Genomic DNA, 14,915 nt, shown 5'->3' with positions numbered 1-14,915 from the left:
TTGATGAAAATGAAGTCACCTTGCCATAGCGAAGTGAAGGATCACTCATCATCTGAGTGTTTATTGGGGGAGGAGTTCGGGGGAGGAGAAAAATGCCGGGTGGCGCTGCGCTGATCCGGCCTACACTCTCACGAGTAGGCCGGGTAAGGCAAAGCCGTCCCCGGCAAAAATTTACTGTGCTTCAGCCAGTTGGCGCTCGCGGCGACGTTTGAATACCCACCCTACCAGCAGCAGGATAATCCACGCAAAACCCACATACAGCGAAATACGGGTATCCGGGTGATAACCGATAAGCGCGATGATAAAGACCAGGAATATCAGGCCAACTACGGTCGTAAATACTCCACCTGGCACTTTAAATTTCAGCGCGTTAACCTCTTCTGGCGGCAGACGGCGGCGGAAAGCAATCTGCGACAACAGGATCATAATCCACACCCAGACCGTGGCAAAGGTTGCCAGCGACGCAATCACCAGGAAGACGTTTTCCGGCATGATGTAGTTAAGATATACCGCAAACAGCAGGGCGATCGTCATCACCATGACCGTTACCCATGGCACGCCACGACGCGAGGTTTTGGCGAACATTTTGGGTGCGCTGCCCTGCTCAGCCATGCCGTGCAGCATACGACCCACGCCAAAGACGTCTGAGTTAATCGCCGACAGCGATGCCGTCAGTACCACAAAGTTCAGGATACCTGCAGCAAAAGTAATCCCCATATGCTGGAAGGTCAGAACGAACGGGCTACCGTTGGTGCCAACCTGATTCCATGGGTAGATAGACATAATGACGAACAGCGTGCCCACGTAAAATACCAGGATACGCATCGGTACAGAGTTAATCGCACGCGGGATAGATTTTTCCGGATCTTTTGCTTCTCCCGCGGTGATGCCGATAATCTCAATCCCGCCATAGGCAAACATCACCATTTGCAGCGACATCACCATACCGAGCCAACCGTTACTGAAGAATCCGCCGTTGCTCCACAGGTTGTGGATGCCCGTCGGTTGACCGCCGTTGCCAATGCCCCAAATGATGATGCCGAAACCGGCGACAATCATGATGATGATGGTGGCGACTTTAAAGAACGAGAACCAGAACTCCAGTTCGCCAAAGACCTTCACGCTCATCAGGTTGATGGCGCAGATAATCAGCACCACGCTGAGCACCCAAATCCAGTGCGGTACGGCCGGGAACCAGACGCCCATATAAATACCGAAGGCGGTCACATCGGCAATGGCGACAATCAGGATTTCAAAACAGTAGGTCCAGCCGGTAATGTAGCCCGCCAGCGGTCCGAGGTTTTCCTGCGCATAGCGCGAAAAAGAGCTGGCAGCAGGGTTATGAACAGACATTTCGCCCAGCGCACGCATAATAATGTACGCCGCAACACCCCCGATAAGATAGGCCAAAAGCACACTTGGCCCCGCCATTTTGATGGCATCGGCCGAGCCGTAAAACAGCCCGGTACCAATTGCTGAGCCTAATGCCATAAAGCGGATGTGCCGGGTGCTCAACCCACGCTTTAGCTTGTTATTACTTTCCATCGATTCCTAACCTGTTAACACAATAAAAAAACCACGGGGCCATATGAATAGCCCCGTGGTTAAAACTTATTGTCAGTGATTTTAGTGTGCGCTTGAGGTCACCTGGCGACCCGCTGCGCGATCCCAGATAACTGCCAGGACCACCATCACGACTGTTGGCATCAACCACGCCAGACCTTGTTCCGCCAGCGGTAAACGCTGGGTCCAGGCCGGTAAGACGTCGCCAATTGCAGAAGCTTTAATGCCATCAAGGATACCAAAAATCAGGCTGATAAACATCGCAGGTGCAATGACGCGGGAAGAATTATGCCACCATGAGCGGGTAAAGCTTAATACAACCAGTGCGATACATGGCGGATAGATAGCCGTCAGCACCGGAATGGAAATCTGAATCAGGTGGCTCAGGCCCAGGTTAGAAACCACCATCGAGAAGCCGCCGAGGATAAACACCAGCGTGCGATAAGACAGCGGAACGTACTGAGCAAAGAACTCGGCACACGCACAGGTCAGGCCAACTGCCGTCACCAGACACGCGATAAAAATCAGTGCCGCCAGCAGGAAGCTACCCGCGCCACCGAAGGTATGCTGAACATATGCATGCAGAATCGCAGCGCCGTTAGCAGACTGATCGACCAGCGTCGCACTGTCAGAACCCAGACGGAACAAAGCGAGGTACAGCAACGTTAAACCGACACCCGCCATCAGGCCAGCCCAGACGGTGTAACGGGTCAGCAGGCGCGCTTCCGTTACGCCACGCGAACGCGCTGCGTTAACGATAACAATCCCAAAGACCATCGCACCCAGCGTATCCATCGTCAGATAGCCGTTGACGAAGCCATTAGAAAACGCGGCCGTTTGATAGGCTTCCATCGCGTTGCTGATCGGACCCGCAGGCCAGACAATCGCAGCAACAGAAAGCACAACCAGCGCGATAATTTTCAGCGGCGCAAGGAAATTCCCCACGGTATCCAGCAACTTGCCCGGATAGAGAGACACCAGAATCACAATCGCGAAATAGACCACGCTGTAGATAAACAACGGCAGCGCGGAGTCACCGGTCAGCGGCGCAATCCCCACTTCAAACGAAACGGTTGCGGTACGCGGCGTCGCAAATAACGGCCCTACGGCCAGATAGCAGACGGTAGCCAGCAACAGACCCGCAACTTTACCAATAGGCGTGCTTAAGCTGTCCACACCGCCGCCCACTTTCGCCAGCGCGACAACGGTAAGCACCGGAAGGCCAACAGCGGTAATCAAAAAACCAAAAGCCGCAGTCCAGACGTGTTCGCCAGCCTGCAAACCAACCATGGGAGGGAAAATAATGTTACCTGCACCAACGAACAGTGCAAATGTCATAAATCCCAAAGCGATAATATCGCGCGATTTTAACTGATGGGTCATAAAGTCTTACTGCCTGTGGATGTGTATGTGGTGTTAAAAAAGTTAAATTTTCTGCCTTTCCCTGTGGGACGATACAGCGGCATTTTTAAGCAATTCCAGCGGGAAATTCTCCCAGCATGGCGCGGCGAAGAATAGTTTTTCGATTTACCGCGTAAATGCAGTCGGTATGACAGCACATGGTGCGCAATTTAAACGCTTATAACGTTTTAAAGCAAGGTGGGATCTAAAAACCAGAACAATATAGCGACATGAAAAATCAGGTTAGCACAAAACACCATTCTCTGGAAAAAGTCATGGGTAATCATGCGAACAAAAAACAATCAAACGTCGTAAAATTCAGCCTGCAATTATTGACGTCAAAGAAAAAAGCCAGCTTACGCCGGCTTTTGGAAAGATAACCTTACGAACACGTTTTAGCTGTTATTTTTGGCAATTAAACGTTCCGCGAGCACAAAGCTAAATCGCGTCCCTTTGCCCGGCGTGCTCTCGATATTCAATCGACTATCGTGATGATGCAGGGCATGTTTCACAATCGCCAGCCCCAGCCCGCTACCGCCCGTTTGCCGGGATCGCGCTTTATCCACGCGGTAAAAGCGCTCGGTCAGACGCGGGATATGCTCCGGCGCGATGCCAGGGCCGTTGTCTTCGACGCTAAACTCCGCCCCTTGCGTGACATGCTGCCAGCGCACGGTGATATGCGTTCCTGCTGGCGTGTGGTTCACGGCGTTATAGATAAGATTCGAGATCGCGCTACGCAGTTGCTCTTCATTACCCAGCACACTCAGATGGCTATCAACATCAAAGGTAAACGTATGTTTATGCTGGCTCAACGTTTGCGCTTCGTGTTCAACCACCCGCAGTATCATCGGCACATCGACCTTTTCATTCAGCAGTAGCGCCGGTGCAGCCTCAATTTTCGACAATGTCAGCAGTTGCTTCACCAGGCCTTCCATACGCTGCGTTTGCTCACGCATGGTGTGCAGCGCTTTTTCTCGCGTCGCGCCTTCTAAGGGGTGCTCCTGCATCATTTCCAGATAACCTTGCAGCACCGTCAGCGGCGTGCGCAGTTCATGACTGGCGTTAGCGAAAAAGTTGCGCCGCGATCCTTCCAGTTGGTGCATCTGGGTGACATCACGCGCCACCATCAGCAATTGCTTATCGGTGTACGGCATGACCCGAATTTCCAGATGCCGTCCGGTATTGAGTACCAAATTGAGCGGACGGCTAAAGTCGCGTGTTTTCAAATACAAAGCGAATTCAGGGTAGCGAAGCAGGTTAAGAATGTTTTGCCCGCTATCATCCGGCCAGCGTAGCCCTAATACCTGCTGCGCCAACCCGTTACACCAGAAAATACCGCCCTCTTCTGTGGTCAGAACCACCGCGTCAGGCAGTGATTCAGCCCCGCTGCGAAAACGTTTAATCAGATTCCCCAGTTCACGACGGCGCTTTTTGTTACGCAGTTGCATTTGATGCAGGCCGTACAACAGCGGCTCCCAACTGCCGCGACCCGGCGGGGGCGTCATACTCATATCGACCCACAGCCACCAGGATAGACGCAATAAATTCCAGAAATGCCAGATAAGCAGTCCCGTTACCGACGCCAGTAAAAACCAGGGCAGATAACCGAAAAAAGCACTGAGGATAAAAGCCGGTATGCAGCAAAGTATCAGCTCCAGTACCAGCCTTTTCCATGACAATCGTTCAAGCAAACGTCATACTCCCTTTATAGCCTGGTCCATCAGGCTTTTATTCTTACCCATCAGAAACGCGTCGAAAAACGATATCCCGTCCCGCGCACCGTCTGGACCATCCGATCGTGCCCGCTGTGCTCCAGCGCCTTACGCAACCGGCGAATATGCACATCAACAGTCCGGTCTTCTACATAGACATTGGTGCCCCAGACATGATTAAGCAATTGCTCGCGGCTGTAGACGCGCTCAGGATGGGTCATAAAGAAATGCAGCAGTTTGAATTCGGTGGGTCCCATATCCAGCGGGTCTTCGCCGGTCATCACGCGATGCGAGGTGGGATCAAGGCTTAGCCCCTGCATCTCAATAACCTCTTCAACCGCCATGGGCGAAATACGACGCAACACAGCTTTAATACGCGCGACCAGCTCCTTGGGAGAAAACGGCTTAGTAATATAGTCATCCGCGCCGGTTTCCAGACCGCGTACGCGATCCTCTTCTTCCCCTCTTGCGGTCAACATCATCACGGGAATGTCCCGCGTCATCGCTTCGCGCTTGAGATGTTTAATGAACTGCAGGCCCGACCCGCCTGGAAGCATCCAGTCAAGCAGGACGAGATCCGGCCAGGGTTCATTGAGTTGGTTCACAGCACTGTCATAGTCTTCGGCTTCTACGGGTTGAAAACCGTTTTGCTCGAGCACGAAGCAGACCATTTCACGAATTGGAGCTTCATCTTCTACGACCAGAATACGTCTCGCCATGATTTGCCCTGTTTTTTTAATTAAACCGTTTATATCAATACGCTGTCATTATGCGTCAGATTTATGACAGATTTATGAAAAGATAATCCAGGTTTACTGCAGGCGGCTGAATTATGACAGTCTGGAGACAAGATATTCCGACTCATGCAGGGTTATCCCGTCATACTTCAAGCCGCATGTGCGTTGGCAGCGCTCGCTCACCCGAATCACTTACCTGAGTAAGCTCATCGGGATTCACTTGCTTGCCGCCTTCCTGCAACTTGAATTATTTAGGGTATATAATCCCACCCATTGTTTTTTTGCCATGGAATTCATATGCGCATCCTTCACACGTCTGACTGGCATCTGGGCCAAAATTTCTACAGCAAGAGCCGCGCCGCGGAGCATCAGGCCTTTCTCGACTGGCTGCTGGAAACGGCACAAACCCACCAGGTGGATGCGATCATTGTGGCAGGTGATATTTTTGATACCGGCTCACCGCCGAGCTACGCCCGTGAGTTGTACAACCGCTTTGTTGTCAATCTGCAACAAACTGGCTGTCATCTGGTCGTACTGGCGGGTAACCACGACTCGGTCGCCACACTCAATGAATCCCGCGATATTCTGGCATTTCTGAACACCACGGTGGTGGCCAACGCGGGTCATGCACCGCAGATCCTACAACGCCGCGACGGCACGCCGGGCGCAGTATTGTGTCCGATCCCCTTTTTGCGCCCACGAGACATTGTCACCAGTCAGGCGGGACTCACCGGGGGCGAAAAGCAACAACATCTGCTGGGAGCGATTACCGACTATTACCAGCAGCAATACCAGGATGCCTGTACGCTGCGCGGCGAGCAGAACCTGCCCATCATTGCGACCGGGCATCTGACGACCGTCGGCGCCAGTAAAAGTGACGCGGTACGTGACATCTACATTGGGACGCTGGATGCCTTTCCGGCACAAAATTTCCCACCTGCCGATTACATTGCGCTGGGACATATTCACCGGGCGCAGAAAATCGGGGGAACGGAGCATATTCGCTACAGCGGTTCCCCAATTGCCCTCAGTTTTGATGAATGCGGTAAAAACAAATGCGTTCATCTGGTGAGCTTCGAGGACGGAAAATTGCACGCCGTTGAAAATCTCACTGTACCGGTCACACAGCCTCTGGCCGTCCTGAAAGGCGATTTAGCCGCCATTACCGCACAGCTTGAACAGTGGCGTGGCGCGGAGCAACAGCCGCCTGTCTGGTTGGATATCGAAATCACCACGGATGATTACCTCCATGATATGCAACGCAAAATTCAGGCTCTGACCGAAAATCTGCCAGTAGAAGTTTTGCTGGTACGTCGCAGTCGGGAACAGCGCGAGCGCATTATGGCGAATGAACGACGCGAAACCCTGAGTGAACTGAGCGTGACGGAAGTCTTTGACCGCCGTCTGGCGCTGGAAGAACTGGAAGAGCCGCAACGCGAGCGCCTGAATCACCTGTTTAGCGCCACGTTACAGACACTCGCCGGAGAGCATGAAGCATGAAAATACTCAGCCTGCGCCTGAAAAATCTGAACTCCCTGAAAGGGGAATGGAAAGTTGATTTCACGGCAGAACCGTTCGCCAGCAACGGATTGTTCGCCATCACCGGTCCGACGGGAGCCGGGAAAACCACGCTGCTGGATGCCATTTGCCTTGCGCTGTACCACGAAACGCCACGCCTGAGTAATGTCTCGCAGTCGCAAAATGACCTGATGACGCGCGACACGGCGGAGTGTCTGGCGGAGGTGGAATTCGAAGTCAAAGGGGAAGCCTATCGCGCATTCTGGAGTCAGAACCGCGCGCGTAATCAGCCGGAAGGTAATCTGCAGGTTCCCCGCGTAGAACTTGCCCGCTGTGCCGACGGGAAAATCCTCGCCGATAAAGTCAAAGATAAACTGGAGATGACCGCCGCGCTTACGGGTCTGGATTACGGACGCTTTACCCGTTCGATGCTGCTTTCACAGGGGCAATTCGCCGCGTTTCTTAACGCCAAACCAAAAGAACGCGCCGAACTGCTTGAAGAGCTGACCGGTACCGAGATCTACGGCCAAATCTCCGCGATGGTGTTTGAAAAACACAAAACCGCCCGCACGGAGCTGGAAAAGCGGCAAGCACAGGCCAGCGGCGTGTCTCTGTTAGCCGTCGAGCAGGTGCAATCCCTCACAGAAAGTTTGCAGGTACTCACTGACGAAGAAAAACAACAACTTGCCCGCCAGCAGACCCAGCAACAGCACCTTAACTGGTTAATTCGGCAAAATGAGCTACAGGCAGAAATAAACCGCCACCAGCAGGCCTTACGTGCGGCGCAAGAAGCGCAGGAAAAAGCCCAGCCGCAACTCTCAGCGCTCAGTCTTGCGCTGCCTGCCAGATCGTTACGTCCACACTGGGAGCGTATTCAGGAACAAACCGCTGCGCTGAGTCGCACACGCCAGCATATTCAGGAAGTGAATGCTCGCTTACATCGCAGCTTAGCGCTGCGCGCGCGTATCCGTCAGCATGCGCAAAAGCAATCCGTCACGATGCTCACCGAACAACAGACGCTCAGCGACTGGTTGAATCAACATGATCGTTTCCGGTTGTGGAGCAGCGAAATTGCGGGGTGGAAAGCACTGTTAGCTCAGCAGGTTGAGGCCAAAACTCAGCTCCTTCAGTGGCAAAAACGACGAGAAAACGACACGCGTAAACTGGACGCCCTTCCTCAACCAGAACTGACGCTCACGGCCGAAGACGTCACTGCCGCACTGGCGCAACACGCGCAAAGCCGTCCGCTACGTCAGCGTCTGAGCACGCTTCATGGACACATCGCGCCGAAGCAAAAACAGTTAACGCAGCTACGCGCCGACCTGTTACAGCGACAGCAGGATCTGACTCAACGCAACGCCATCCTTGCCGATAAACGCCAGCGCTATAAAGAAAAAAATCAGCAACTTGCCGATGTGAAAACCATTTGCGAACAGGAGGCGCGCATTAAAGATCTGGAAAGCCATCGGGCGTCATTGCAACCCGAACAACCTTGCCCTCTTTGCGGCTCCACCACGCATCCGGCGATTAAGGCTTATCAGACGCTCGAACTGAGCATCAACCAGACGCGACGTGAGGCACTGGAAAAAGAGGTCAAAACGCTGGCCGATGAAGGCTCAACGTTACGCGGGCAGCTCGACGCGATCACGCAGCAGTTACAGCGCGATGAACGCGACATACTGGCGCTTTCACAGGAAGAGCAAGCACTCACTCAAGAGTGGCAAACTGTGATCGCCAGTCTCAACATTACGCTGCAACCCCAGGACGATATCGCCCCCTGGATAGCCGCCCAGGAAGAACATGAGCAGCAGCTTCACCAGTTGAGCCTGCGTCACGCTCTGCAGGCGCAAATCACCGCGCAATCAGAACAGATATCTCAACTCCAGCAGCAGATCCTTCAACGCCAGAGCACATTAGCGTTTGAACTTAGCCGCAATGGCCTGTCCCTGCCTGCCGATGGCGAAGAAACGGCGTGGCTCAGTGAGCGGGCAAATGAAGCGCAGCTGTGGCAACGCCGCCAGACCGAACTCACCGATTTGCAGGCGCGGATGGCACAGCTTGCACCGCTGCTGGAAACACTTCCTGAAGCCGAAACCACCCCGGAAAGTGATGAACATCTGTCACTGGAAAACTGGCGGCAGGTGCACGATGAGTGCCTCTCTTTACAGGCTCAGTGGCAAACACTGCAGCAACAGGAAGCTCTGGAAACTCAGCGCGCCGCCGACATGCAGGCGCAGTTTGATACCGCCCTACAGGCCAGTATCTTTCGCGATCGCGACGCCTTTCTTGCCGCCCTGCTGGATGAAGAAACATTTAACCGCCTTGAGCAGCTCAAACAATCGCTGGAAAGTCAGCTACAGCAAGCACAAACGCTGCTGACGCAATCGACGCAGGCGCTGGAGATGCATCAACAGCAACCGCCTGCCGACGCGGATCTCACGCTCACGGCGGAACATCTTCGCGAAACGCTGGCGCAACTGGCTCAGCAACTGCGCAATAACGCCACGCAGCAAGGCGAAATTCGCCAACAGCTCAAACAGGATGCCGAAAACCGGCAGCAGCAGCAGGCTCTGATTCTGGAGATTGAAAAACTCTCAGAGCAGGTCGAAGACTGGGGCTATCTGAATGCGCTGATCGGATCTAAAGAGGGCGACAAGTTCCGCAAATTTGCCCAAGGGCTGACGCTGGATAATCTGGTGTGGCTTGCCAACAACCAGTTAACCCGCCTGCACGGTCGCTACCTGCTTCAACGCAAAGCCAGCGAAGCGCTGGAGCTGGAGGTCGTTGATACCTGGCAGGCCGATGCCGTTCGCGATACCCGTACACTTTCCGGTGGTGAAAGTTTCCTCGTCAGTCTGGCACTGGCACTTGCGTTGTCCGATCTGGTCAGCCACAAGACGCGAATAGACTCTCTGTTCCTGGATGAAGGGTTTGGCACGCTGGACAGCGAAACTCTGGACACCGCGCTGGATGCACTGGACGCGTTGAATGCCACGGGCAAAACGATCGGCGTGATCAGCCACGTCGAGGCCATGAAGGAGCGCATTCCCGTGCAGATTAAAGTCAAAAAAATCAACGGACTGGGTTACAGTAAACTCGACAGGATGTTTGCGGTGGAATAATGGTTGTGCCGGATCCTTCCGGCACTGCATATAGCACGATCGTCAATGCACAAAGACGGATAAACAATAGCAATCACCTTGCCTTATCCGCAAGCTATCTCTTTTTAGCGGTGAATATTCACCGCTGTGGCGCAAATCCTGCGCCTTTCCTTTTGGCAGGTGGTATGAATAAAGTCATTTTTTCGTTGGCGTTGGGAACGTTTGGCCTGGGCATGGCCGAATTTGGCATTATGGGCGTGTTAACTGAACTGGCGAGGGATGTGGGCATTTCCATTCCCGCAGCGGGTCATATGATCTCGTTTTACGCCTTCGGCGTTGTGCTCGGCGCACCGATTATTGCCGTTTTTTCCGGGCGCTTTTCTCTCAAACATATTCTGCTGTTTCTGGTCACGCTGTGCGTGGCAGGCAACGCGATATTCGCGTTCTCTTCCTCCTCGTTTATGTTGGCAGTGGGCAGATTGATTTCTGGATTTCCACATGGCGCATTTTTTGGCGTCGGGGCAATCATTCTGTCGAAACTGGCCCGACCGGGGAAAGTAACCGCGGCCGTTGCAGGAATGATATCCGGTATGACCGTCGCCAACCTGATCGGCATTCCCATTGGAACTTATCTCAGCCAGGCATTCAGTTGGCGCTACACCTTCCTGCTGATCGCGGTTTTTAATCTCGCGGTGATTCTGTCGATTGTCTTTTGGGTGCCAAATATCAAGGATGAGGCGAAAGGTAAACTGCGCGAACAATTTCACTTTCTGAAAAGCCCCGCTCCGTGGTTTATCTTTGCTGCCACAATGTTTGGCAACGCAGGCGTTTTCGCCTGGTTCAGCTACGTGAAGCCGTACATGATGTATATTTCCGGGTTCTCCGAAACGCTGATGACGTTCATTATGATGCTGGTTGGACTGGGAATGGTGCTCGGCAACCTGTTAAGCGGTCGGATATCGGGTCGGTACACGCCACTACGCATTGCCGTGGTGACGGATTTCGTGGTGGTGCTGGCGCTGTTAATGCTGTTTTTCCTGGGTGGCATCAAAGCCGCGTCGCTGACATTTGCCTTTATCTGCTGCGCGGGTCTGTTTGCCGTGTCGGCACCGTTGCAAATTTTACTGCTGCAAAATGCCAAAGGCGGTGAACTGCTGGGTGCCGCCGGAGGGCAAATAGCCTTTAATCTTGGCAGCGCGATTGGCGCTTACTGCGGCGGCATGATGCTGACGTTGGGTTTGGCGTACAACTATGTCGCGCTTCCGGCCGCACTGCTCTCGTTTTCCGCCATGTCGTCACTGCTGCTGTACGGTCGCCTGAAGCGCAACGTACAGCAGATCGCGCCCACTGCCGGATAGCGCCCGTAAGCGCATCCGGCCAACGCGATTATGACACTTGCGGCCACAACCAGGCCGCACCGCGTACGCCGCTGGAGTCACCGTGCAGCGCTTTGCGTAGCGGTGTTTCACACTCACCGCCAAAAACAAACTGCTTAATTAACGACGGGACATTTTGATACAAGCGATCCACGTTGCTCATTCCGCCGCCCAGCACAATGACGTCAGGGTCGAGAATATTCACCACATGCGCCAGTGATTTCGCCAGGCGCAATTCATATCGGCTTAGCGCCTGCCCGGCGATAGGGTCCTGCTCATTGACCAGACGAATAATTTCGCTGCCTTTCAGTGCATGACCGCTCAGACGGTGGTAATCCGTGGCAAATCCGGTTCCTGAAATAAAGGTTTCAATGCACCCCTGCTTGCCGCAATAGCAAGGCACTTCCTGGCGATAACGCAGCTCATCCTCATCCATCCACGGCAAGGGATTATGCCCCCATTCGCCCGCCGTGCCGTTGCCTCCCGTATGCGCCCGACCATTCAGCGCCACGCCGGAGCCACAACCGGTGCCGATAATCACCGCAAAAACGGTTTGCGCGCCAGCCGCCGCACCGTCTACCGCTTCTGAGACAGCGAGACAGTTAGCATCGTTTGCCAGCCGCACTTCACGGTTCAATCGCGCACTTAAGTCTTTGTCAAACGGCTGGCCGTTGAGCCAGGTCGAGTTGGCATTTTTCACTACGCCAGTGTAAGGCGAAATCGAACCGGGTATCCCCATGCCCACGCTTCCCGTCTGCCCGGTCGTTTTTTCCGCCATCTCCACCAGCTTTGCAATCGTCTCGATGGTTTGCCGGTAATCATCGCGCGGCGTAGGCAGGCGATGGCGAAACAGCTGTTCGCCCGCATCGCCAAGCGCGATAACTTCTGTTTTCGTGCCGCCTAAATCGATTCCTATACGCACACATTGCTCCTCATTTTTAGGGAATATCAACAGAGTAGAAGCGAGCATTGTGTTAGGCAATGCAAGCCCGCCGACAATTCGTTATTATGCCCGCTGGATTTAACGACAAGGCCGTGGAAATTATCATGCTGTGGTTCAAAAATTTAATGGTTTACCGTCTTAGCCGCGATGTTTCTTTGCGCGCCGAAGAGATGGAAAAACAGCTAGCCTCAATGACATTTACCCCTTGTGGTAGCCAGGATATGGCAAAAATGGGCTGGGTTCCGCCGATGGGATCGCACAGCGATGCATTAACGCATACCGCCAATGGCCAAATCATTATCTGCGCCCGCAAAGAAGAAAAAATTCTGCCGTCGCCGGTTATCAAGCAAGCGCTGGAAGCAAAAATATTCAAGCTGGAAGCCGATCAGGGTCGCAAACTCAAAAAGACCGAAAAAGATTCGTTGAAAGATGAAGTGCTGCACTCATTGCTGCCGCGCGCATTCAGCCGCTTCAGCCAGACAATGATGTGGATTGATACCGTCAATGGTCTGATCATGGTTGACTGCGCGAGCGCGAAGAAGGCGGAGGATACGCTGGCGCTGCTGCGCAAAAGCCTCGGCTCACTGCCGGTCGTGCCGCTGGCGCTGGAAACGCCTATCGAGTTAACGCTTACCGAATGGGTCCGTTCCGGCACCGTCGCTCAGGGTTTCCAGTTGCTGGATGAAGCCGAACTGAAAGCCTTGCTGGAAGATGGCGGCGTGATCCGTGCGAAGAAACAAGATCTGGTCAGTGATGAAATTGCCGTGCACATTGAGGCCGGAAAAGTGGTCACCAAGCTGGCACTCGACTGGCAGCAACGTATTCAGTTTATGATGTGTGACGATGGTTCGCTGAAGCGTCTGAAATTCAGCGACGAACTGCGCGATCAGAACGAAGATATCGACCGCGAAGACTATGCTCAACGTTTTGATGCCGATTTCATCCTGATGACAGGGGAACTGGCGGCGTTGATCGCAAGTCTGGTGGAAGGATTAGGCGGCGAAGCACAGCGCTGAGTTGGTCAACGCTATATTGTAAGTCTGAGAGATGTAAGCCTGATAAGCGCAACGCTATCAGGCTTTTCATTTTTACAAATAGCGGCAAAGATAGGATGTTGGCTCTGCCACCTGCAGATGAAACTCACTCTGCCCGGGCACGTTGAACACCTCTCCCGCAGCATACACTTTCCACTCGGTTTCACCGGGCAGCAACACATTCAGCGCGCCGCTCACAACCGTCATCTCTTCAGGTGCAGCAGTTCCAAAGGTGTATTCGCCTTCTGCCATGACGCCAACGCTGGCGCGGCCAGTACTGCTGCTGGTAAAACCAATCGATTTTACTTTGCCGGAAAAGTATTCATTACTTTGAAGCATACAACTGGCCCTTTCTCATTATTAAGATAAGCACCAATATAGGGGTCTGACGCTCCGCCTGTCACGCAAAATTACGCGAGCAACTCTGAAGCCAGCCGGGCAATCAATACATTAGATAGCAGAACCGGAACATCCAGCGACTTTTGCAGTAAATCACGATGTCGCTGATTAAACCCCAGGCAATCGAGCATGATCACATCGGCTCCCTGCTCAAGAAGATCTTTTCCCGCATCGATCAATTGCTGAACGGAACCGTCAATTGGATTTGCCACGGCATATACCGGCGGCGTTTGTAAGACCTGCCATTTGCTCGCCTGGTCATCCAGCAGTTCAGCAATAGGCACAATAACCCCAACCTGGTGGCCATCCACAATCGACGCCACTAACGGAGGAATAATGCGTAAAGGTTCCAGCAGGATGCTGTTACGGGCCGTCAGGCGGTTAATGACAGCGGTGCTCATCAGCAAAATAACGTCAAAGCCCTGGTTATCCAGCACCTCAACGATACTTTGCAAATCGCGCTCCACTTTCTGGCGAGAAACATGCGCAAGACGATGATCGCTGAGCAATGTTAACAACAACTCTTCACCCGGCGATACCGCGTATTCGGCCATCACCTCTTCCCGCTGCATCTGCCCCAGCAGACTATGGTGGGTAATGTGTTGCTCATCGATATATTCCGTCAAGAGCGGTAGTACCTCACTCATCGGCACAACGCCAATCGTGAGGATAGCCAGCGACGTACTCATTTGTGACTCCACACTCTGCTTACTGCGTCGTAAACTCCCCGACAAATGCCGGGCACTTACCTGCACTACAAATGCTCAAAAGCGTAGCAGCAGATAAGCGAGGCATAATGTAAAGATTCCGAATCATTCCAGTACTACGTTGTTATCGTTTAATTTTCATTTTTCGCTGTCGATGGCGAAGTATGAAAAATGTGATGCCGATTCAAGCCTGCGGGACGTTGAGGACTTAACAGCCGATGCCTGGCATCAGGTTTTATCGGGGTCCTCATAGCGCTTTTTGGCATCCATCGCTTCTTGAGCGGAAGGATGTTCACTGATCAATGAATTGGGTTTAGGGTGATCGGCACGAAGTTGATACCAGGTTACCGTCTGACCTGGCGTCCCTTTCTCAACAGTAACAATCGTCGCTTTCCGCGGATAAGGTGGTTTTGTCGGCATAACG

Annotated in this window: 12 protein-coding genes; 4 read left to right on the top strand and 8 right to left on the bottom strand. The window is 53.3% G+C overall.

Translation table 11 applies throughout. From position 1 onward, the window contains the following. Positions 1–171: 171 nt before the first annotated feature. The 4 genes from proY to phoB form a co-directional block, all read right to left on the bottom strand. The gene (proY, locus tag N7268_RS10770) at positions 172–1,545 is read right to left on the bottom strand and encodes a proline-specific permease ProY (protein WP_198905139.1); all 1,374 of its coding nucleotides are present in this window, start codon (positions 1,543–1,545) and stop codon (positions 172–174) included. Positions 1,546–1,626: 81 nt separating this feature from the next. Beyond that, the gene (gene brnQ / locus N7268_RS10765; RefSeq protein ID WP_260862896.1) at positions 1,627–2,946 is read right to left on the bottom strand and encodes a branched-chain amino acid transporter carrier protein BrnQ; all 1,320 of its coding nucleotides are present in this window, start codon (positions 2,944–2,946) and stop codon (positions 1,627–1,629) included. A 413-nt stretch (positions 2,947–3,359) separates the two neighbouring features. Further along, positions 3,360–4,655, bottom strand: a complete 1,296-nt coding sequence (gene phoR / locus N7268_RS10760) for a phosphate regulon sensor histidine kinase PhoR (protein ID WP_260862895.1) — start codon at positions 4,653–4,655, stop codon at positions 3,360–3,362. Between the two features lie 50 nt (positions 4,656–4,705). Beyond that, a complete protein-coding gene (phoB, locus tag N7268_RS10755; RefSeq protein WP_003021496.1) occupies positions 4,706–5,395 on the bottom strand; it encodes a phosphate response regulator transcription factor PhoB in 690 nt (229 codons plus the stop codon). A 315-nt stretch (positions 5,396–5,710) separates the two neighbouring features. On the opposite strand from phoB, the gene sbcD reads away from it, so the two are divergent. From sbcD to araJ, 3 genes are all read left to right on the top strand, one after another. Continuing rightward, positions 5,711–6,913 (top strand): exonuclease subunit SbcD, encoded by a 1,203-nt coding sequence (gene sbcD / locus N7268_RS10750; RefSeq protein WP_260862894.1) that lies wholly within the window; start codon positions 5,711–5,713, stop codon positions 6,911–6,913. Beyond that, the gene (gene sbcC / locus N7268_RS10745; RefSeq protein WP_260862893.1) at positions 6,910–10,053 is read left to right on the top strand and encodes an exonuclease subunit SbcC; all 3,144 of its coding nucleotides are present in this window, start codon (positions 6,910–6,912) and stop codon (positions 10,051–10,053) included. Before sbcD ends, sbcC begins: the two co-directional genes overlap by 4 nt. Positions 10,054–10,217: 164 nt before the next feature. Continuing rightward, positions 10,218–11,390, top strand: coding sequence for an MFS transporter AraJ (gene araJ / locus N7268_RS10740; RefSeq protein WP_260862892.1), 1,173 nt, complete (start codon positions 10,218–10,220; stop codon positions 11,388–11,390). 28 nt (positions 11,391–11,418) lie between these two features. On the opposite strand, the gene mak is transcribed toward araJ, so the two are convergent. Continuing rightward, on the bottom strand, positions 11,419–12,330 hold the full coding sequence (mak, locus tag N7268_RS10735; RefSeq protein WP_260862891.1) for a fructokinase: 912 nt from the start codon (positions 12,328–12,330) through the stop codon (positions 11,419–11,421). A gap of 125 nt (positions 12,331–12,455) precedes the next feature. Here mak and rdgC point away from each other — a divergent pair, with 125 nt between their 5' ends. Further along, positions 12,456–13,367 carry a recombination-associated protein RdgC gene (rdgC, locus tag N7268_RS10730; RefSeq protein WP_260862890.1) on the top strand — a complete coding sequence of 304 codons (912 nt, stop codon included), beginning with the start codon at positions 12,456–12,458 and terminating at the stop codon, positions 13,365–13,367. A gap of 72 nt (positions 13,368–13,439) precedes the next feature. Here the strand turns inward: rdgC and ppnP are convergent, their stop codons facing one another. The 3 genes from ppnP to yaiA form a co-directional block, all read right to left on the bottom strand. Continuing rightward, entirely contained in the window at positions 13,440–13,724 is a 285-nt protein-coding gene (ppnP, locus tag N7268_RS10725) for a pyrimidine/purine nucleoside phosphorylase (protein ID WP_198905146.1), read from the bottom strand. 71 nt (positions 13,725–13,795) lie between these two features. Continuing rightward, entirely contained in the window at positions 13,796–14,473 is a 678-nt protein-coding gene (locus tag N7268_RS10720; protein ID WP_260862889.1) for an AroM family protein, read from the bottom strand. A 246-nt stretch (positions 14,474–14,719) separates the two neighbouring features. After that, positions 14,720–14,911: a protein YaiA gene (gene yaiA, locus N7268_RS10715; protein WP_260862888.1), complete on the bottom strand. Its 192-nt coding sequence runs from the start codon at positions 14,909–14,911 to the stop codon at positions 14,720–14,722. Positions 14,912–14,915: the final 4 nt, after the last annotated feature.

The organism is Citrobacter sp. Marseille-Q6884, from assembly GCF_945906775.1.
Taxonomy (GTDB): domain Bacteria; phylum Pseudomonadota; class Gammaproteobacteria; order Enterobacterales; family Enterobacteriaceae; genus Citrobacter.
The sequence above is the reverse complement of the archived record's forward strand: the minus strand, read 5'-3'. Positions and strand labels throughout refer to the sequence as shown.